Below are 17,309 nucleotides of genomic sequence, written 5' to 3'. Positions count from 1 at the left end.
TACCTGTAACGAGGAGGGAGTAATGAGGCTACGAGCTTATCGTCGCATTCACTCTTCCCAGTCGATTCCGTACGCGCGACCGAATAGCACGGCGGCGGGGGCGGTTTCAGGACGCGTCGATGAAGCGGTCGAGCACCCGCACGCCGAACTGCAGGCCCTCCACCGGCACCCGCTCGTCCACGCCGTGGAACATGCCGGCGAAGTCCAGCTCCGGCGGCAGCTTCAGCGGCACGAAGCCGAAGCCGCGGATGCCGAGGTCGTCGAAGGACTTGGCGTCCGTCCCGCCGGAGAGCATGTAGGGGATCGCCTTGGCCGTCGGGTCCTCGGCCAGCAGCGCCGACTGCATCGCCGCCACGAGCGCCCCGTCGAAGGTGGTCTCCACGGCCTTGTCGGCGTGGACGTCCTCGCGCCGCACCTTCGGGCCGAGGATCCGGTCGAGGTCGGTGAGGAACTCCTCCTCGTGCCCGGGCAGGAAGCGTCCGTCGACGTGGGCGGTCGCCTCGCCCGGGATGACGTTGACCTTGTAGCCGGCACCCAGCTGCGTGGGATTGGCCGTGTTGCTGAGGGTCGCGCCGATGAGCTTGGCGATGCCACCGAGCCTGGCGAGGGTCGACTCCATGTCCTCCGGGTCGAGCTCCGTACCGAGCGCGTCACCGAGCTCGTCGAGGAAGGCGCGCGTGGTCTTGGTGACCCGCACCGGGAACTTGTGCCGCCCCAGCCGCGCGACGGCCTCGGACAGCTCGGTGATCGCGTTGTCCCGGTGGATCATCGATCCGTGCCCGGCGGTCCCGGCCACGGTGAGCTTCATCCAGTGCATGCCCTTCTCGGCCGTCTGGATCAGGTAGAGCCGGCGCTGCTCGCTCACGGTGAACGAGAAACCGCCCACTTCGCTGATCGCCTCGGTGACACCCTCGAACAGGTCGGGGTGGTTGCGCACGAGGTGCTTGGCGCCGTACGTGCCGCCGGCCTCCTCGTCGGCGAGGAACGCGAGGACGATGTCACGCGGGGGCTTGCGTCCGCTGCGCAGCCGGTCGCGGACGACCGCGAGGGTCATCGCGTCCATGTCCTTCATGTCGACGGCCCCGCGGCCCCACACGCAGCCGTCGGCGACCTCACCGGAGAAGGGGTGGTGGGTCCAGTCGTCCGCGTTGGCCGGTACGACGTCGGTGTGGCCGTGGATGAGGAGCGCGGGCCGGGAGGGGTCCTCGCCCTCGATCCGCGCCACGGTGGAGGCGCGGCCCGGGTGGGACTCGAAGATCTGCGGTTCGAGCCCGACCTCGGCGAGCTTCTCGGCGACGTACTCGGCCGCCTTCCGTTCGCCCGGACCCGAGTGGTCGCCGTAGTTGCTGGTGTCGATCTGGATCAGCTCGCGGCAGAGGTCCACGACCTCGTCCTCGCCGGTGACGCTCCTGGCCGTGTCCGTCTCGCTCACGTGCTTCCTCCCGCTGTCACTGCTGGTGGGTCCCCCACATCCTCTCTCTCCCGCGCCCGCACCCCAAGGGCGCTCCCGGCCCGTCACAGGCCGTTCACGCCTCGCGGGGGTGCGGACGGGGGGTGATCGGCCACCCGGGAAAGCCTGGTAATGTTTACGTCGTCGCCGCGGGGAGAACCCGCGCGACAGACACCTTGTCCGGGTGGCGGAATGGCAGACGCGCTAGCTTGAGGTGCTAGTGCCCTTTATCGGGCGTGGGGGTTCAAGTCCCCCCTCGGACACATGAAGCTGAGGGCCGTGACCGTGAGGTCGCGGCCCTCGGTCGTTGCCGCGGAAAGGTGACCATGACCAGGCGTTCCTGTCCTTGCGGGCTCCCCCAGGCCTACGAGGCGTGCTGTGGCCGGTACCACTCCGGTGCGGCTGCCGCGCCCACCGCCGAGGCACTGATGCGCTCGCGGTACTGCGCCTTCGTGAAGGGGGACGCCGGGTATCTGCTGCGGACCTGGCATCCGCGGACGCGGCCCGGGACGCTGGAGCCGGATCCGGGGATACGGTGGACGGGCCTGGAGATCCTGGGGACGACCGACGGGTCCGCGTTCCACTCCACCGGCAGCGTGGAGTTCCGGGCGTCGTACCGGGGTGGTTCGCTGCACGAGCGGAGCCGGTTCGAGCGGGTCGACGGTGCCTGGGCGTACGTCGACGGGGAGTTTCCGGCGTAGCCGCTACGGCGCCAGGATGTCGAGCTCCTGGAGGGCGCCGACCGTGATCCGGCGGGTCAGTTCCTCCGCCCGGACCGCGTCGCCCGCGCGGACCGCCTCGGCGACCTGGACGTGCAGGGTGACGGCGGCCGGGTCCGGGTCCTCGAACATCACGTCGTGCTGGGTGCGGCCGGTCAGGACCTCGGCGACGACGTCCCCGAGCCGGGCGAACATCTCGTTGCCGGACGCGTCCAGGATGACGCGGTGGAAGGCGACGTCGTGCAGGAGGTATCCCTCCAGCTTGTGGCCGCGTGAGTGGGCGACCATGCCGAGGGCGCACTCGGTGAGTTCCGCGCACTGCTCCGCCGTGGCGTGCCGGGCGGCGAGACCGGCCGCGACCGGTTCGATCGCCGAGCGCAGCACCGTGAGCGACCGCAGTTGCCCGGGGCGGTCGGCGCCGGCCAGGCGCCAGCGGATGACCTGCGGGTCGTAGACGTTCCACTCGGACTTCGGGCGGACCGTCACGCCGACGCGGCGGCGTGATTCGACCAGGTACATGGACTCCAGGACGCGGACCGCCTCGCGCATCACGGAGCGCGACACGTCGAAACGCTGGGCGAGCTCGTCCGTACGCAGGACGCTGCCCGGCGGGTACTCACCCGCCGTGATCTCGGGGCCGAGGGTGTCCAGTACGTGGCCGTGCAGCCCCCGGCCCGGTGTGCTCATGCACTCAGCGTACGGGGTAGATCACGCAGCCAAAAAGTCAGACTTATTCATCACGGCCTCTTGAATTCGTCGTACCTAATGGGTTTCAGTTGCGTCGACATCACGCGTCGACCCCGGACAGCAGACAGCGAGGCAGCGATGAACACCCCCCATGTCGTCGTGGTCATGGGCGTAGCGGGCACCGGCAAGACCACCATCGGTCCCCTGCTCGCGGCCCGGCTCGGCGTTCCGTACGCCGAGGGCGACGACTTCCACCCGTCGGCCAACATCACCAAGATGTCGGCCGGTACTCCGCTCACCGACGAGGACCGTCTGCCCTGGCTCGACGCCATCGGCGCGTGGGCACACGGGCGGGCCGGGCTCGGCGGGGTGGTCAGCTGCTCGGCGCTGAAGCGGTCGTACCGCGACCGGCTGCGGGCCGCCGCACCCGGTGTGGTCTTCGTGCACCTCACGGGTGACCGCGCGCTGATCGAGGACCGGATGTCGCACCGGCAGGGGCACTTCATGCCCACGGCGCTGCTCGACTCCCAGTTCGCCACGCTCCAGCCCCTTCAGGCGGACGAGGCGGGGATCGGGGTGGATGTCGCGGGCGGCCCGGAGGAGATCACCGAACGGGCGGCGCACGCCCTGGCGAACCTCCCCGAGCCCTCCCGGTAACCCCTGGCGCTTTCTCCCTCCCCCTCCCCTTCTCCCCAACGCAAGGGAACCACCGTGACCAGACTCAGCGTCGAGATGCTGGCAGCGGACGCACCCGAGCCGATCACCTCGGCCGGCCACGCTCAGCTGGGCATCGCCGTCCTGGCGGGCATCGCCGTCATCGTCCTGCTCATCACCAAGTTCAAGCTGCACGCCTTCCTGTCGCTGACCATCGGGTCGCTGGCGCTCGGCGCGATCGCCGGGGCGCCGCTGGACAAGGTGCTCCTCAGCTTCAGCGCCGGCCTCGGCTCCACCGTCGCCGGCGTCGGTGTGCTGATCGCCCTCGGGGCGATCCTCGGCAAGATGCTCGCCGACTCCGGCGGAGCCGACCAGATCGTCGACACCATCCTCGCCAAGGCCGGCGGGCGGTCGATGCCGTGGGCGATGGTGCTGATCGCCTCCGTGATCGGGCTGCCGCTGTTCTTCGAGGTCGGCATCGTGCTGCTGATCCCCGTGGTGCTGATGGTCGCCAAGCGCGGCAACTACTCGCTGATGCGCATCGGCATCCCGGCGCTCGCGGGCCTGTCCGTGATGCACGGACTGGTGCCGCCGCATCCCGGTCCGCTGGTCGCGATCGACGCGGTCGGGGCCGACCTCGGCATCACGCTGGCGCTCGGCGTCCTCGTCGCCATACCCACGGTGATCATCGCCGGCCCGGTGTTCTCCCAGTACGCCGCCCGCTGGGTGGACGTCCCCGCACCCGAGAACATGATCCCGCAGCGCGCCTCCGACGAGCTCGACAAGCGGCCCGGCTTCGGCGCCACGCTGTTCACGGTGCTGCTGCCGGTGATCCTGATGCTCGCCAAGGCGCTGGTCGACATCGTCGTGGACGACCCCGGGAACCTGGTGCAGCGGATCTTCGACGTCATCGGCGCCCCGATGATCGCCCTGCTCGCCTCGGTACTGGTCGGCATCTTCACGCTGCTGCGGCCCGCCGGGTTCGGCAAGGAGCGGATCTCGCCGCTCGTCGAGAAGGGCCTCATGCCGATCGCGGGCATCCTGCTGATCGTCGGTGCGGGCGGCGGCTTCAAGCAGACGCTGATCGACTCCGGCGTCGGCCGGATGGTGCTGGAGATCTCCGAGGACTGGTCGATCCCGGCGCTGCTGCTGGCCTGGCTGATCGCGGTGGCGATCCGGCTGGCGACCGGTTCGGCGACGGTGGCGACGGTCTCGGCCGCCGGTCTGGTCGCCCCGCTCGCGGCCGACATGTCGACCACGCACACCGCCCTGCTGGTCCTCGCCATCGGCGCCGGCTCGCTCTTCCTGAGCCACGTCAACGACGCCGGTTTCTGGCTGGTCAAGGAGTACTTCGGTCTCAGCGTCGGCCAGAACCTGAAGACCTGGTCGGTCATGGAGTGCATCATCTCCGTGGTCGCGGGCGGCATCGTCCTGCTGTTGTCCCTCGTGATCTAGGAGTGCCGCGGCGATGACGTCCCACCCCCTCTTCGACATCAGCGGCCGTACGGCGCTGGTCACCGGCTCCAGCCGGGGCATCGGACTCGCCCTCGCGCGGGGTCTGGCGGAGGCCGGCTGCACGGTCGTCCTGAACGGGCGCGACCAGGACCGGCTCGCCGAGGCCGCCGCCGAACTGCCCGGCGACCGGGTGCACACGGCCGCGTTCGACGTGACCGACGGATCATCGGTGGCCTCGGGGGTCGCCGAGGTCGAGGAGCGGGTGGGCCCGCTCGACATCCTCGTCAACAACGCGGGCATGCAACTGCGCGCCCCTCTCCTGGAGTTCGGCGAGTCCGACTGGCACCGGATCCTGGACACCAACCTGACCAGTGCCTTCCTGGTCGGCCGGGAGGCGGCGCGCCGGATGACGGAACGCGGCCACGGGAAGATCATCAACATCTGCTCGCTGCAGAGCGAGGTGGTACGGCCCGGGATCGCCCCGTACGCCGCCACCAAGGGCGCGCTGAAGATGCTCACCAAGGGCATGTGCGCGGACTGGGGGCCGTACGGGGTGCAGGTCAACGGACTCGGCCCGGGCTACATCGAGACCGAGCTGACCCGGCCGCTGGTGGAGGACGAGGAATTCTCCGCCTGGGTGCGGCGGCGCACCCCGGCCGGGCGCTGGGGACGTACGCGGGACCTGGTGGGCGGGGTGCTGTTCCTCGCCTCCCCGGCGGCGGACTTCGTCAGCGGGCAGGTGCTGTATGTCGACGGCGGTATGACGAGCGTGCTGTGACCTGCCGGGAGGCGGCTGTGATGCTGGGGTGTGTGATCCACGGTCAGGGCGATCTGCGGGTGGCGGAGTTGCCCGTGCCGCGGCCCGGCCCGGGGCAGGCGCTGGTCGCCGTGCGGTACGGCGGGGTGTGCGGGTCAGATCTGCACTACTGGCGGCACGGCGGGGTCGGTGACTTCCGGCTGCAGGAGCCGATGGTGCTCGGGCACGAGGTGGTCGGGACGGTCCTCTCCTACGGTGCCGGTGGGTCGGGCTTCCCTCCCGGCACGGCCGTCGCGGTGCACCCGGCGACTTCCTGCGGAGTGTGCCCGGAGTGCGCCGACCACCGGCGGAACGTGTGCCGGGACACGCGCTACCTCGGCAGCGCGGCCCGCTTCCCGCACGTCCAGGGCGGTTTCGCCGCCCGGATCGTCGTACCCGCCGAGCAGTTGCGGCCCCTGCCGCCCGGCCTCGGCCTGCGGCGGGCGGCACTCGCCGAACCGCTGTCGGTGGCGCTGCACGCGTTGCGGCGGGCCGGGGACGTCCGGGGCCGGCACGTTCTGGTCACCGGCGCCGGACCCATCGGCTGTCTAGTGGTCGCGGCGGCCAAGGCCGCGGGTGCCGCCCGGGTGACCGTGACGGACCTGCTCCCGGCCGCACTGGCATACGCCTCGGCCGCGGGCGCCGACACTCTCGTGCGGGCCGACGACCCCACGGATCCCGGATGGCCCGCGGAGGTCGACGCGGCCGTCGAGGCCTCCGGCGTCGCCGCCGGCCTTGACACCTGCCTTCGCCTGGTGCGGCGCGGCGGCGTCGTCGTCCAGCTCGGCATGCTGCCGCCCGGGCCGAGCCCTTTCGCCGGGAACCTGGTGGTGAGCCGGGAGATCGAACTGCGGGGCGCGTTCCGCTTCGACGGCGAGTTCGACGAGGCGCTGACCCTGCTCACAGCCGAGTCCCTCTTCGACGAACTGATCAGCGCCGTGGTCCCGGTCCGAGACGCGGAGTCCGCGTTCACACTGGCGACGGACCGCAGCCGGTTCTGCAAGGTGCTGCTGGACTTCGGGACCTGACCGGCCGGTCACCGGGCCGCCGGTCACGGCTCCTGTTCGGCCTCCGCCTGCTCCTGGGCGGCCTCCTTGTTCAACTCGTGGACGTCGGCCCAGGCGGCCAGGCGTCGGTCGCTGCGGTCGAGGATGCGGCGCAGCTCGTTGATCTGACCGGTGTCCCAGCCTTCGCGCTGGACGAGACTGTGGCCGCCCTCGTCGACGGGCACGGCCTCCATGGCGGTGACGGCCCTGGTCAGCTCCTCGACCTTGACGCGGACGTCCGCCCAGCGCCGGCTGGCCGCCTGGTAGCCGGTGCTCTGGGCCACGTCCGTGGTGGGCTCACCGTTGTAGGTGTGGCGGACGAGCGTGTCGGTGAGCTTGCGCGGCTCACCCCCGCTCGTGAGGACCGGGGCGCCCTTCTCGTCGACCTCGTAGAGGGGTTCGTGGCAGCGCCCGGCGCGGACGACCTCATACGCCTGGTGGACGCCGCGGCTCCGGGAGAGCATGGCGCGCAGCACGGACGCCGGGCTGCGGTCGTCCTCATGGCCCGGCCCGCCGAACACCTCGCGTTGCAGCGCCATGGGGTCGGCGACGGCCATGTAGTAGCAGGCCTTGACCGCCAACTCGGTCTGCGCGGGTCCCAGTTCGCCACTGTCACCGAGGCCGGACTCCACCTCCTCCAGTGCCTCGTCCCGCAGCCGCTCCAGCGACGGGCCGTCCTCAGGAGCGCCTTCCAGCCTCAGGTCCGCCTTCAGGTGCTGCTCGATCTCCTTGAGCCGGTAGGCCCGCTGGAGCACCGCACGGCGTGGGCGGACCAGTTGCTGCAGGTCGTTCATCTCGGTTCGGTAGGGGCGGATGGTGAGCTCGACGGCGATGTCCACGCGGTCCTCACGCGTGGGCTTCTGCTTGGCGGTCAGGGACCGGATGCCGTCGTTGACGCGGCGTTTGGCGCTACCGCCGAGCACGGAGCGCACGATCTCCGCGGCGCGCACATCCCGGTACGGGCTGAAGCCCTCCTCGACGGCCTCGTCATGGCTGATCACCCCGGCGAACCACTGCTTCTCCAGCTCGGTGATGCGGGCCGGGCGGGTGCGGGTGGGCTGAGCCAGGGTGTCGAGCACGGCGTCGGCCTTCGCCTCGTTCTCCACGGCGGAGCCGTAGGGCTTGGGCGGGCGGATGTGGGTCAGGCCGATGAAATTCCGTACGGCGGTGTGGAAGGGAAGGTTGCTGCGTTCGTTGGGCCGGAACCCGATCACCACCCGGGTGGGCACGGTCAGGACGCGCACCTTCTGCTGTTCCGGGTCACTGAGGTTCTCCCACCCCTGCTGCTGGACCAGCCGGATCCAGCGGTTGACCTCCCTGCGGAACAGTCGCCGGTCGCTGCTCCACTCGTACGCGATCTTCGACGGCGCGTAGCCGAGGAGGTCATGCACCGCACTGATCCGGCTGGACCCGTCGGCCGCGATCAGCAGCGGGGCGGAGCGGTGGCCGTCGCGGTGCCGGACGGTCATGGGCACGACGGTGAGCGGTTGCAGAACACCGTCCACGGCCACGTCCTCGCCCAGAGGGTTCTCCTTGGCCAGCCGCCCCTGGGCGTCCTCCAGCCGCTGGGCGAGGGTGTGCGGGCTCTCGACCAGGATCTCCAGCTCGGCGACACCCTCGTGGCTCGACGTGGGCTCGGGCAGCACGCGCAGGCTCGCTGCCGCTCCGCCCAAGGCGTAGCTGCGGCGGCCGTACTCGCGGGGGTTGGCCGGATGCGGGACCACGGCGGCCGACCACAGCCGGGTCTCGGCGATCAGCAACGTACCGCCCTGCACCCGCAGTTCCGCCGGCTCGGACAGCTTGCGCCGGAGTTCGTCGGGGCGTACGGCGGCCTGGGAGAGGGCGCGGACGGCTCCCTCGGTGAAGCCCTTGACCGAGAGCGCGCCCGCCAGGTTGTCGACCGCGGCGACCCGGGGCAGCGGCCACTGGGCGGGCTGCCAGCCGACTTCGACGTCGGCTCCGGCACCGTTCACCGCGGGGATCTCGGCCAGGGTGTGCTCACCAGCCATGGGACGCCTCCGCGATCCGGTCCGCCAGCAACAGGGCGTCGTGCGCGCGCTGCCGGGCGCGGTCCACGGCGACGATGCCGTCGATTTCCATGGTGCGCGAAACCTGGGCGGCGTGATCGCTGAGCGCGGCGCGGACCTGGTACCAGGCCTCTCGGTTCTGGGTGACGCTCGTCAGCCCGGTCCCGCCGGGCCGGGATCGCTGTCCCACGACGTCGCTCCAGTGCAGGGCCAGGCGTCCCAGGGTGACGCCGCCCGACGGGGCATCAGGCTGTTCGGCGGGTGCGGTGACCGCCGAGCACTCGGCCGCGGCCTGTTGGAGGACGCCTGTGATCAGGCGGATCTCACCGTCGGCGAGCGTGATGGGCACGTCGTCGGGTGGGGGCGTGGGCATGGAACGGCACTCCAGGAAGCCGGGGCCGATGCCGGGCATCGGCATGTCTGCGTCGGTCCGTCGGGCGGGGACGCCCGACCGAGCGAGAGCGCGGACATGCAGGCCGCCGACCTCCACCCGTGTCGGCCCTCGGACTGTCGCTCCGGGGGCGTCTGGTGCCGTTCGAGCCGCACGCCGTCCGTCTGGGGACAGGCAGGACGGGGTGGTCGTGCCTTCCGTACGGCAAGCGGGACGACTGCTCGGCGATCAACTGCCGTACGCCGAGGAGCCGTTCCGCACAACGCGGGGACTTCGAGCAAGTCGCTCAGGAGGCCGAATGTATCCACACAGTCACCCTGCGTGCAACAAGCTTGCTCTGGTCCCGGACGCCATTCCGGTTTCCCGTCGGTCCCGCTCCCGGCCGCGGCGGATCACGGCCGCCACAGCGGATGCTCGCGTTCCGCCCACTCCCGGCTCACCGATCCGGTGCGCATGCCCCTTCTGGACTCCGGGTCCGCCAGGGCCATGCCGATGTGGCCGGCCAGGACGATGCCGATGGTGAGGGCCAGCCAGTCGTGGACGAAGGTGGCGCTGGTGCGCCAGAGGATCGGGGTGAGGTGGGTGAACCACATCATCAGGCCGGTGGCGAGCATGACCAGGGTGGCGCCGGCGATCCAGGCCGCGTAGATCTTCTGGCCGGCGTTGAACTTGGCCGCGGGGCGGGACGCGTGGCGCTTGTCGCGGTGCAGGGCGGCGCGCAGCCAGGTGCGGTCGTGCGGGCCGAAGCGGTTGAGGCGGCCGAGGTCGGCGCGGAAGGCGCGGGAGGCGAGGCCGGCCAGGACGGGGACGGGCAGGGCGAGGCCCGACCACTGGTGCAGGGTGACGACCAGCGCGCGGCGGCCGACGAGTTCGGCGAGCTGGGGGATGTAGAGGCAGGCCGCGGTGACGATGCAGAGGCCCATCAGCGCGGCCGTGGTGCGGTGGGTCCAGCGCTGCAGCGTGGTGAAGCGGTGCACGTCGGCCGTGACCGGTGGTGTGTCAGCTCGTAGGGTCATCGTCGCGTCCGTTCGAGCGGCCCACCCAGGCGTCGACGTCGTAGCCGCGCTCCTCCCAGTAGCCCGGCCGGACCTCGTCGGTGACGGTGATGCCGGAGAGCCATTTGGCCGACTTGTAGAAGTACATGGGTGCCACGTAGAGGCGGACCGGGCCGCCGTGGGAATGGCCGAGGTCCTTGTCCTGCATGCGCAGGGCGACCAGGACGTCGGCGCGGCGGGCCTGGTCGAGGGTGAGGCTCTCGGTGTACGTGCCGTCGAAGCAGGTGAAGCGGACGGCCCTGGCCGTGGGGCGGACCCGGGCCGCGTCCAGGAGCCGCGACAGGCGTACGCCCTCGAAGGGGGTGTGGGGGACGCGCCAGCCCGTGACGCACTGGACGTCGCGGACCATGCGGGTCTGGGGCAGGGCCTTGAGGTCGTCGAGGGTGTAGGTCGTGGGGCGGTCGACCAGGCCGTCCACGGTGAGGCGGTAGCTGCGGGCGTTCTTGCGCGGGACGGACGAGGCGACCGAGTAGTAGCGGAAGCCGCCGCCGTTCGGGAGCAGGCCGGTCAGACCGGTGGGGTCCTTGTCGGCCGCGCCGCCGAGGAAGCCCTCCAGGCCGCGTTGCAGCGGGGGTGCGGCGACCACGCCGACGGCTCCCAGGGCGAGGGTGCCGAGGAAGACGCGGCGGCCGATCGGGGTGCCCCGCTCTTCGGGGTGTTCGTCGTTCACACCCTGGTGTACGTCCTCGTTCACGTACTCATTCGAACACCCGCGGCCCCGGTACGACAGGGATCGCGGGTGCTCGTCAGATTTCCGTAACCACTTCTTACACGGGCCGCGTCAGGAGGAGGCCGCCTTGTCCAGCTGGAACGCCTCGTTGCCGAGGCCGATCCGGGCGTGCTTCTCGGGGGCGCGGGCGCGCAGCACCAGGCCGAGGACGACGCCGGCGAGCGCGGCGAGGCCGATGATGCCGGGCAGCGCCCAGCTCAGCGAGGAGCCGGGGCCGGCGCCGACCAGCACCTCGAAGTCCTTCACCGTGTAGCCGGCGATGACCAGCAGGGCGATGCCCGCCAGCGCGGAGGTGACCAGCCGCCAGGCCTGGGTGCCCGCGGCGCCGCGGCGGACGAAGAAGACGACGACCGACAGGGAGGCCGCCGCCATCAGCACGATCACGCCGAGGGCGCCGATGTTGCCGAACCAGGTGAACAGGTGCAGCACGGGCGCGGTGGGGTCGCCGGCCGGCTTGTCGTCGGTGATGGCGAAGGCGGCCACGACCACCACGGCCACGGCGGTCTGGAGCAGCGAGCCGGTGCCCGGGGCGCCGCTGCTGCCGCTGGTGCGGCCGAAGGCGGCGGGCAGCAGGCCCTCGCGGCCCATGGCGAAGGCGTAGCGGGCGACGACGTTGTGGAAGCTGAGCAGCGCGGCGAACATGCCGGTGACGAACAGGATGTGCAGGACGTCCGTGAAGGTGCCGCCGAGGCGGGACTCGGTGAGGAAGAACAGCAGTCCGGCGCTCTGCTTCTGGGCCGTGCCGACGACGGCTGAGGGGCCGGTGGCGACGGTGAGGGCCCAGGAGCTCAGCGCGAAGAAGACGGCGACCCCGCCGACGGCGAGGAACATCACGCGCGGCACCAGCACGTGGGGGCGGCTGGTCTCCTCGGCGTACACGGGGGCCTGCTCGAAGCCGAGGAACGCGGCGACGCAGAAGCACAGGGCGGTGCCGACACCGGCGCCGGTGAGGGTGTCGGGGTTGAAGGCGTGCAGCGACAGGCCCTCCTTGCCGGGATCGGCGAGGGCGGCCACGTCGAAGACGACCACCAGGAGCACCTCGATGACCAGCAGCACACCGAGCACGCGGGCGTTGACGTCGATCTTGAGCCAGCCCAGCAGCCCGACGGCGAGCGCGGCCACGAGGGCCGGTATCCACCAGGCGATCTCCACGTCGGCGTAGGTGGCGAGGAGTCCGGAGACCTCGAAGCCGAAGATGCCGTAGATGCCGACCTGGAGCGCGTTGTAGGCGACGAGGGCCACCAGGGCGGCGCTCGCGCCGGCGGTGCCGCCGAGGCCCCGGGAGATGTACGCGTAGAAGGCGCCCGCGTTGTGGACGTGGCGGCTCATCTCGGCGTAACCGACGCTGAACAGGATCAGGACGACGCCGAGGAGGACGAAGAGCAGCGGCTGGCCGACGATGCCCATCACCGCGAATGTAGTGGGCATGACACCCGCGACGACCATGAGCGGGGCGGTCGCGGCGAGGACGGAGAGCAGCAGTCCCCCGGTCCCGAGCCGGTCGGCGCGCAGGGCCCGCTCCTGCCCCTTGAACGTACTGATGCCGCCGGAGGCGGATGGGCTCGTTCTCGAACTGTCCGTGGTCATCGGGGGAGCGTCCTCACTCTTCGGGTCGGGGGTGTCAGGCCGTGCCGAGCGCGCCGGCGCGGGCGGCGGCGAAGGCGGTGTGCGGGTCGCGGTCCGGGTACGACCAGGGGGCCGGGGTCGCGTAGCGGCCGATCCGGTGGAACAGGGCGGCGGCCTCGGCGCCCCGCCCTTCGCAGACCTTGGCGTGGGCGAGGAAGTTCAGGTCGATCAGCCGCCGCGGGTGCCCCTCCAGCTCCCATTCCAGCCACCAGTCGAAGGCGGCCTTCATGACCTGCCGGGCACGCCGGCCCGTCCAGTGGCCGGAGGCGGCGGGGTCGGCGGGCTCGTGCCCGGCGGCGGCCAGGACGCGGTAGCGCTCGGCGTGCGCGATGACCGGCAGGATCGCGAGCGGGGAGTCGGCGGGTGCCTGTTCGGCGGCCCAGTTGGCGAAGTCGTAGACCTCGTGCAGCGGGTCCGGGCCGGCCTCGGTGCGGCGGCCGGCGAGCCGGGCGACCATCAGGTGGTGGGCGTGATGGTGGTCGGCGTACCGGCCGCGGACCGCTTCGAAGCCGCGGACCACGTCCTGGTCGCTGCCGACCGCGCACTCCAGCAGGAGCAGGCCCAGCCACGGGGTGGGATCGGCGGGGGCACGGGCCGCGGCGGCCTGGCAGGCCTCGCGGGCGCGCACCGGCTTGGCCTTGCCGTGCAGGACGCGCCGGACCTCGGCGAGGGCGAGCAGCACGGAGGCGTCGGCGGACTCGGGTTCGGCGAGCAGCCACTCCCGGGCCCATGCGGCGCAGTAGGACTCGCGCGCGAGGACGGTGACGCGGTGGCCCCGCCGGTCCCAGTCGTCGCCGGTGTGCACCAGCAGGGAACGAGCGCTCTGCCAGCGGCCCTGTGCCAGCGCGGCACGGGCGGCCACGAGATCGGCGTCGTCGAGGGCCTCGTCGAAGGCCTGCGCCGCACGTCTGCGGCCGCGGCCGAGGGGAGGCGGGGGTGGGGGCACCGCGAACTTCCTCACGCGCTCTTCTTGTGTTCCGGCTCACGGCGACGGAGGAGCGCGTATGAGCGCATAGCCATGAACTGATCACACACAGCCAAGCCCCAGCCAATGGTCGCCGTCAAGGGCCGATGAGCGTTACACGCGTCAACTGCCGTTACTTGTGAGGGATTTGTGATCTGAGAGGCAGGAGGGGCCAGTGTGACGGTGACCCGATTTTCCCCTTTCGCCCTTTGTGACCCACGTCATAGCGCGGGCTGTCATCGCCCCCGACGATGGCATGACGTACGGGCGCGCCGGGCGGAGCCGGCCGGTGCAGTCGGCCCTTACGCAACCGTGACCCGACCTGACGATCGAGGTACACCGCGTGTCGGTTCTAGTTCTGGCGCTCGCCCTGGGCGCCGCCTGCTGTCTGGGCTTCGGATTCGTCCTCCAGCAGAACGCGGCTCAGCGGGCCCCGCTGAGCGACTTCCTCTCCTTCCGGCTGCTGATCGACCTCGTGAAGGTGCCGCGCTGGCTCGGCGGCATCGCGCTGATGGTGGCCGGCATGGGGCTCGGCGCCGCCGCACTGGGGCAGGGTGAGCTGTCGCTCGTGGAGCCCCTGCTCGCGACGAACCTGCTCTTCGCGCTCGCCCTCTCCCGCCGGCAGACCCGGCAGCCGCTGGGCCGCCAGGGCTGGGCCGGCCTCTTCCTGCTGGCGGGCGGGGTGACCGCGTTCATCGTGGCGGGCCGGCCGGAGGGCGGCGCCGCGACGGCCGATCCGGTACGGCAGTGGGTGATCATCGGGGTCATGATCGGCCTCGCCCTGCTGCTGACGGCCCACGGCAGGCGGTCCCGGCTGAGCTCCGGTCCGGTGCTGCTGGCACTGGCCGCCGGGCTGCTCTACGGCGTGCAGGACGCGCTGACCCGGGTCAGCGGGCAGAAGGTCTCCGAGGGCGGCCTCGCCGAGCTGCTCACCGGCTGGGAGCCGTACGCGGTGCTGGCGCTGGGCGTCACGGGGCTGGTCCTCGTGCAGAGCGCCTTCGAGACCGCGTCCCTGCGCAAGTCGCTGCCGGCCCTGACCGCGGCCCAGCCGCTCGCCGGGATCGTCTGCGGCGTCGGCTTCCTGGGCGACCGGCTGCGCACCGACGCGGCGGCCCTGAGCTGGGAGGCCGGTGGCCTGCTGGCCGTGGTCGCCGGGATCGTGCTGCTGGGCCTGCATCCGGCGATGCCGCAGGGGGCACCGGAGCGGGCACGGGTGGCCGCACCCGCGGTAAGCCCGGCCTCGCCCTGACGGACCCCGCCCCACCGCAGGCACGCGCCCTGCTTGGATGAGGGCATGAGCGCTGCTGACGAGATCCTCGACATCGTCGACGAGAACGACCAGGTCATCGGGCAGTTCCCCCGCGGCGAGGTCTACGCCCGGGGCCTGCGCCATCGCTGCGTGTTCATCCAGGCCCGGGACGCCCGGGGCCGCATCTTCGTACACCGGCGCACGCCCACCAAGCTGGTCTTCCCCTCCCTGTACGACATGTTCGTCGGCGGAGTCGTCGGCGCGGGCGAGTCCTACGACACGGCGGCCCTGCGGGAGGCCGAGGAGGAACTGGGCGTGACCGGCCTCCCCCTGCCCCGCCACCTCTTCACGTTCCTCTACGACAACGGCTCCGGGCAGAGCTGGTGGTCGGCGGTCTACGAGGTCCGCTGCGAGCTCCCCGTACAGCCGCAGGCCGAAGAGGTGGCCTGGCACGACTTCCTGCCCGAGGACGAGGTCGAGCGGCGCCTGGACGACTGGGCGTGGGTGCCGGACGGCCTGGCGGCGTACGAGCGGCTCAAGGCGTTCCGGTCGGCCGGCTGAAGCGGAGCCGGACCGGGCTCCCGGGTAGGGTCGCGCACGTGATCGAGTTCGTGCGGAACGTCCGGTTGTGGTTCGCGCCCGCCGAGGTCCGGGAAGACGGCGAGACGCCCGACTACCGGTTCTCCCTGGCGAACGAACGCACCTTCCTGGCCTGGCTGCGCACCGCGCTCGCGCTGATCGGCGGCGGCTTCGCCGTGGACCAGTTCCTCCCGGACCTGCGCTGGGGCTGGCGGGTCGGGCTGGCGCTCGCCCTGCTGGCGGCGGGCGTGCTCTGCTCACTGCGGGCCGTCAACCACTGGATGCGCTGCGAGCGGGCCATGCGCCGGGGTGAGGATCTGCCGGTGTCGCGGTTCCCGGCCCTGCTGAGCCTCGTCGTCGCCGTCGTGGCGGTCGCCATGGTCGTCGTGGTGCTCGTGGGGTGGGAGGTGTGAGCGCCCCGGCCGCGCGGCGGCGGGACCCCGACCGCGATCCCGGGCTGCAGCCCGAGCGGACCCGGCTCGCGTGGCGGCGTACGACGCTGTCGGGCACGGTCGTCGCCGTGCTCGCGGTGAAGACCGTGCTGCACGGCGGGGCGTCGGCGGCCGGGGTCCTCGTGTGCGCCGTGTGCTGTGTGCTCTGGCTGGGCTTCCTCGGCGTCGCCCACCGCCGGATCCGCACCCTCGCCGCCGCCCCGAGCCCGGTGGCGTTCGCGCCCCGGCACGCGACGGCGGCGGTGCTGTGCACGGTGGCGATGGCGGCCTGCGGCGCCGCCCTCGTGCTCTAGGGGGTGTCCGGCCCCGCTTCTCCAGGGACCTCGGCCCTACTCGCCGTCGCTCTCCCAGTCCACCGTCACGACGATCTTGCCGCGGGTGCGGCCCTCCTGGTTCAGACGGTGCGCGTCCGCCGCCCGCTCCAGGGGAAACGTCTCGTCGACGTGCACGCTCACCACGCCCTGCTCCGCCAGGTCGGCCACGCGCCGGAGGTCCTCCGCGTCGGGGCGGACGAAGTAGTAGCGGCCGCCGTAGTTCACGACGCCGTTGTCGGCGATGGACACCAGGCGGCCCTCGGGGGCCAGCAGATTCGCCGACACCTTCAGCGCGTCCCCTCCGACGGTGTCGAACACCGCGTCCACCCCCTCGGGGGCCAGTCCGCGCACCCGCTCGCCCAGCCCCTCGCCGTACACCACCGGCTCCCCTCCGAGGCCCCGCACGAAGTCGTGGTTGGACTCGCTCGCCGTACCGATCACCCGGGCGCCCAGATGGACGCCCAGCTGCACGGCGATCGACCCGACACCGCCTGCCGCGGCGTGCACCAGGACGGTCTCGCCCCGCTTCACCTGAAGCAGTTTGATGAGCACCTGATACGCGGTGAGCCCGACCAGCGGCAGCCCGGCCGCCTCCTCGAAGGAGAGGTTGCGCGGCTTGCGGGCGAGGGTGCGCAAGGGTGCGGCCACGTACTCGGCGAAGGTGCCACGGGAGAGGAAGTCCTCGCGCACGTACCCGATGACCTCGTCCCCGACGTCGAACTCCGAGACGGCCACGCCGGGCCGTACGACGACGCCCGAGACGTCCCAGCCGGGCACCACGGGGAAGGCGGGGGCGAGGATCCCGTCGAGGTATCCCTCGCGGGCCTTCCAGTCGACGGGGTTCACGGCCGCCGCCCGGACCTTGACCAGCACCGCGTCGGGGCCGACCTTCGGGTCGCGGACCTCCCCGAACGCCAGCACCTCGGGACCGCCGTACCGTGAGTAGCTGATGGCCTTCATGGCTTTGACCTTCCGGTGTCGTCGCGGGGCACGCAAGCCGGATGGCCTGAACGAACCGGCCGAAACCTCCCCGGCCGCCTCCCGGGACGAGCCGTCGGCCTATCGTGGCTCCGATCACGTTTCGGCCCCGCTCTGGACGACATACCGACCGGTCG

18 protein-coding genes and 1 tRNA gene are annotated in these 17,309 nt (G+C 71.8%); 10 read left to right on the top strand and 9 right to left on the bottom strand.

Going from position 1 to position 17,309, the window contains the following annotated elements; genetic code table 11:
* Window positions 1-106: 106 nt before the first annotated feature.
* The gene (locus ACFY9E_RS37145) at window positions 107-1,432 is read right to left on the bottom strand and encodes a M20/M25/M40 family metallo-hydrolase (RefSeq protein ID WP_390992273.1); all 1,326 of its coding nucleotides are present in this window, start codon (window positions 1,430-1,432) and stop codon (window positions 107-109) included.
* Between the two features lie 196 nt (window positions 1,433-1,628).
* Here ACFY9E_RS37145 and ACFY9E_RS37140 point away from each other — a divergent pair.
* Window positions 1,629-1,713: transfer RNA gene (locus ACFY9E_RS37140), tRNA-Leu, on the top strand.
* A gap of 63 nt (window positions 1,714-1,776) precedes the next feature.
* Window positions 1,777-2,151: a YchJ family metal-binding protein gene (locus ACFY9E_RS37135; RefSeq protein ID WP_390992271.1), complete on the top strand. Its 375-nt coding sequence runs from the start codon at window positions 1,777-1,779 to the stop codon at window positions 2,149-2,151.
* 3 nt (window positions 2,152-2,154) lie between these two features.
* Here ACFY9E_RS37135 and ACFY9E_RS37130 read toward each other — a convergent pair whose 3' ends face one another.
* Entirely contained in the window at window positions 2,155-2,856 is a 702-nt protein-coding gene (locus ACFY9E_RS37130) for an FCD domain-containing protein (RefSeq protein WP_390992268.1), read from the bottom strand.
* 138 nt (window positions 2,857-2,994) lie between these two features.
* On the opposite strand from ACFY9E_RS37130, the gene ACFY9E_RS37125 reads away from it, so the two are divergent.
* From ACFY9E_RS37125 to ACFY9E_RS37110, 4 genes are read left to right on the top strand one after another with little or no spacing between them, the layout of a single operon-like run.
* Window positions 2,995-3,513 (top strand): gluconokinase, GntK/IdnK-type, encoded by a 519-nt coding sequence (locus ACFY9E_RS37125; RefSeq protein WP_390992265.1) that lies wholly within the window; start codon window positions 2,995-2,997, stop codon window positions 3,511-3,513.
* A gap of 54 nt (window positions 3,514-3,567) precedes the next feature.
* Window positions 3,568-4,965: a gluconate:H+ symporter gene (locus tag ACFY9E_RS37120; protein ID WP_390992263.1), complete on the top strand. Its 1,398-nt coding sequence runs from the start codon at window positions 3,568-3,570 to the stop codon at window positions 4,963-4,965.
* Between the two features lie 13 nt (window positions 4,966-4,978).
* On the top strand, window positions 4,979-5,743 hold the full coding sequence (locus ACFY9E_RS37115) for a glucose 1-dehydrogenase (protein WP_390992261.1): 765 nt from the start codon (window positions 4,979-4,981) through the stop codon (window positions 5,741-5,743).
* Window positions 5,744-5,763: 20 nt separating this feature from the next.
* Window positions 5,764-6,789 (top strand): alcohol dehydrogenase catalytic domain-containing protein, encoded by a 1,026-nt coding sequence (locus ACFY9E_RS37110; RefSeq protein ID WP_390992259.1) that lies wholly within the window; start codon window positions 5,764-5,766, stop codon window positions 6,787-6,789.
* A gap of 23 nt (window positions 6,790-6,812) precedes the next feature.
* Here ACFY9E_RS37110 and ACFY9E_RS37105 read toward each other — a convergent pair whose 3' ends face one another.
* The 6 genes from ACFY9E_RS37105 to ACFY9E_RS37080 all read right to left on the bottom strand — a co-directional run bounded on the left by ACFY9E_RS37105 (window position 6,813) and on the right by ACFY9E_RS37080 (window position 13,582).
* On the bottom strand, window positions 6,813-8,816 hold the full coding sequence (locus ACFY9E_RS37105; RefSeq protein WP_390992256.1) for a hypothetical protein: 2,004 nt from the start codon (window positions 8,814-8,816) through the stop codon (window positions 6,813-6,815).
* The gene (locus ACFY9E_RS37100; RefSeq protein WP_390992254.1) at window positions 8,806-9,252 is read right to left on the bottom strand and encodes a hypothetical protein; all 447 of its coding nucleotides are present in this window, start codon (window positions 9,250-9,252) and stop codon (window positions 8,806-8,808) included. The genes ACFY9E_RS37105 and ACFY9E_RS37100 overlap by 11 nt, the downstream gene beginning before the upstream one ends.
* A gap of 365 nt (window positions 9,253-9,617) precedes the next feature.
* A complete protein-coding gene (locus ACFY9E_RS37095) occupies window positions 9,618-10,241 on the bottom strand; it encodes a cytochrome b/b6 domain-containing protein (RefSeq protein WP_390992251.1) in 624 nt (207 codons plus the stop codon).
* Window positions 10,225-10,950 carry a molybdopterin-dependent oxidoreductase gene (locus ACFY9E_RS37090; RefSeq protein ID WP_390992340.1) on the bottom strand — a complete coding sequence of 242 codons (726 nt, stop codon included), beginning with the start codon at window positions 10,948-10,950 and terminating at the stop codon, window positions 10,225-10,227. The genes ACFY9E_RS37095 and ACFY9E_RS37090 overlap by 17 nt, the downstream gene beginning before the upstream one ends.
* 111 nt (window positions 10,951-11,061) lie before the next feature.
* Entirely contained in the window at window positions 11,062-12,597 is a 1,536-nt protein-coding gene (locus ACFY9E_RS37085) for an APC family permease (protein WP_390992249.1), read from the bottom strand.
* Between the two features lie 34 nt (window positions 12,598-12,631).
* The gene (locus ACFY9E_RS37080; protein ID WP_390992337.1) at window positions 12,632-13,582 is read right to left on the bottom strand and encodes a hypothetical protein; all 951 of its coding nucleotides are present in this window, start codon (window positions 13,580-13,582) and stop codon (window positions 12,632-12,634) included.
* Window positions 13,583-13,943: 361 nt separating this feature from the next.
* Between ACFY9E_RS37080 and ACFY9E_RS37075 the strand changes: the two genes are divergently transcribed.
* The 4 genes from ACFY9E_RS37075 to ACFY9E_RS37060 are packed head-to-tail and all read left to right on the top strand — an operon-like array spanning window position 13,944 to window position 16,173.
* Window positions 13,944-14,849, top strand: a complete 906-nt coding sequence (locus tag ACFY9E_RS37075) for a DMT family transporter (protein ID WP_390992246.1) — start codon at window positions 13,944-13,946, stop codon at window positions 14,847-14,849.
* A gap of 45 nt (window positions 14,850-14,894) precedes the next feature.
* Window positions 14,895-15,410 (top strand): NUDIX domain-containing protein, encoded by a 516-nt coding sequence (locus tag ACFY9E_RS37070; protein WP_390992243.1) that lies wholly within the window; start codon window positions 14,895-14,897, stop codon window positions 15,408-15,410.
* Between the two features lie 38 nt (window positions 15,411-15,448).
* Complete coding sequence (locus tag ACFY9E_RS37065; protein ID WP_390992241.1) at window positions 15,449-15,841, top strand: DUF202 domain-containing protein; 393 nt, start codon at window positions 15,449-15,451, stop codon at window positions 15,839-15,841.
* Window positions 15,838-16,173: a DUF202 domain-containing protein gene (locus ACFY9E_RS37060; protein ID WP_390992238.1), complete on the top strand. Its 336-nt coding sequence runs from the start codon at window positions 15,838-15,840 to the stop codon at window positions 16,171-16,173. The genes ACFY9E_RS37065 and ACFY9E_RS37060 overlap by 4 nt, the downstream gene beginning before the upstream one ends.
* 36 nt (window positions 16,174-16,209) lie before the next feature.
* On the opposite strand, the gene ACFY9E_RS37055 is transcribed toward ACFY9E_RS37060, so the two are convergent.
* Window positions 16,210-17,154 carry a zinc-binding dehydrogenase gene (locus ACFY9E_RS37055; protein ID WP_390992236.1) on the bottom strand — a complete coding sequence of 315 codons (945 nt, stop codon included), beginning with the start codon at window positions 17,152-17,154 and terminating at the stop codon, window positions 16,210-16,212.
* Between the last annotated feature and the right edge of the window lie 155 nt (window positions 17,155-17,309).

The sequence above is a fragment of the Streptomyces sp. NPDC012466 genome (assembly GCF_042955215.1).
In the GTDB taxonomy this organism is placed as follows: Bacteria; Actinomycetota; Actinomycetes; order Streptomycetales; family Streptomycetaceae; genus Streptomyces.
This window is presented reverse-complemented; position numbering and strand designations above follow the sequence as displayed.

What these genes read in the sequence shown, in the direction of transcription:
- ACFY9E_RS37130 (WP_390992268.1), bottom strand. Translation starts at nt 2,856, where the DNA reads ATGAGCACACCGGGCCGGGGGCTGCACGGCCACGTACTGGACACCCTC.
- ACFY9E_RS37100 (WP_390992254.1), bottom strand. Translation starts at nt 9,252, where the DNA reads ATGCCGATGCCCGGCATCGGCCCCGGCTTCCTGGAGTGCCGTTCCATG.
- ACFY9E_RS37135 (WP_390992271.1), top strand. Translation starts at nt 1,777, where the DNA reads ATGACCAGGCGTTCCTGTCCTTGCGGGCTCCCCCAGGCCTACGAGGCG.
- ACFY9E_RS37095 (WP_390992251.1), bottom strand. Translation starts at nt 10,241, where the DNA reads ATGACCCTACGAGCTGACACACCACCGGTCACGGCCGACGTGCACCGC.
- ACFY9E_RS37105 (WP_390992256.1), bottom strand. Translation starts at nt 8,816, where the DNA reads ATGGCTGGTGAGCACACCCTGGCCGAGATCCCCGCGGTGAACGGTGCC.
- ACFY9E_RS37070 (WP_390992243.1), top strand. Translation starts at nt 14,895, where the DNA reads ATGAGCGCTGCTGACGAGATCCTCGACATCGTCGACGAGAACGACCAG.
- ACFY9E_RS37110 (WP_390992259.1), top strand. Translation starts at nt 5,764, where the DNA reads ATGCTGGGGTGTGTGATCCACGGTCAGGGCGATCTGCGGGTGGCGGAG.
- ACFY9E_RS37085 (WP_390992249.1), bottom strand. Translation starts at nt 12,597, where the DNA reads ATGACCACGGACAGTTCGAGAACGAGCCCATCCGCCTCCGGCGGCATC.
- ACFY9E_RS37125 (WP_390992265.1), top strand. Translation starts at nt 2,995, where the DNA reads ATGAACACCCCCCATGTCGTCGTGGTCATGGGCGTAGCGGGCACCGGC.
- ACFY9E_RS37055 (WP_390992236.1), bottom strand. Translation starts at nt 17,154, where the DNA reads ATGAAGGCCATCAGCTACTCACGGTACGGCGGTCCCGAGGTGCTGGCG.
- ACFY9E_RS37115 (WP_390992261.1), top strand. Translation starts at nt 4,979, where the DNA reads ATGACGTCCCACCCCCTCTTCGACATCAGCGGCCGTACGGCGCTGGTC.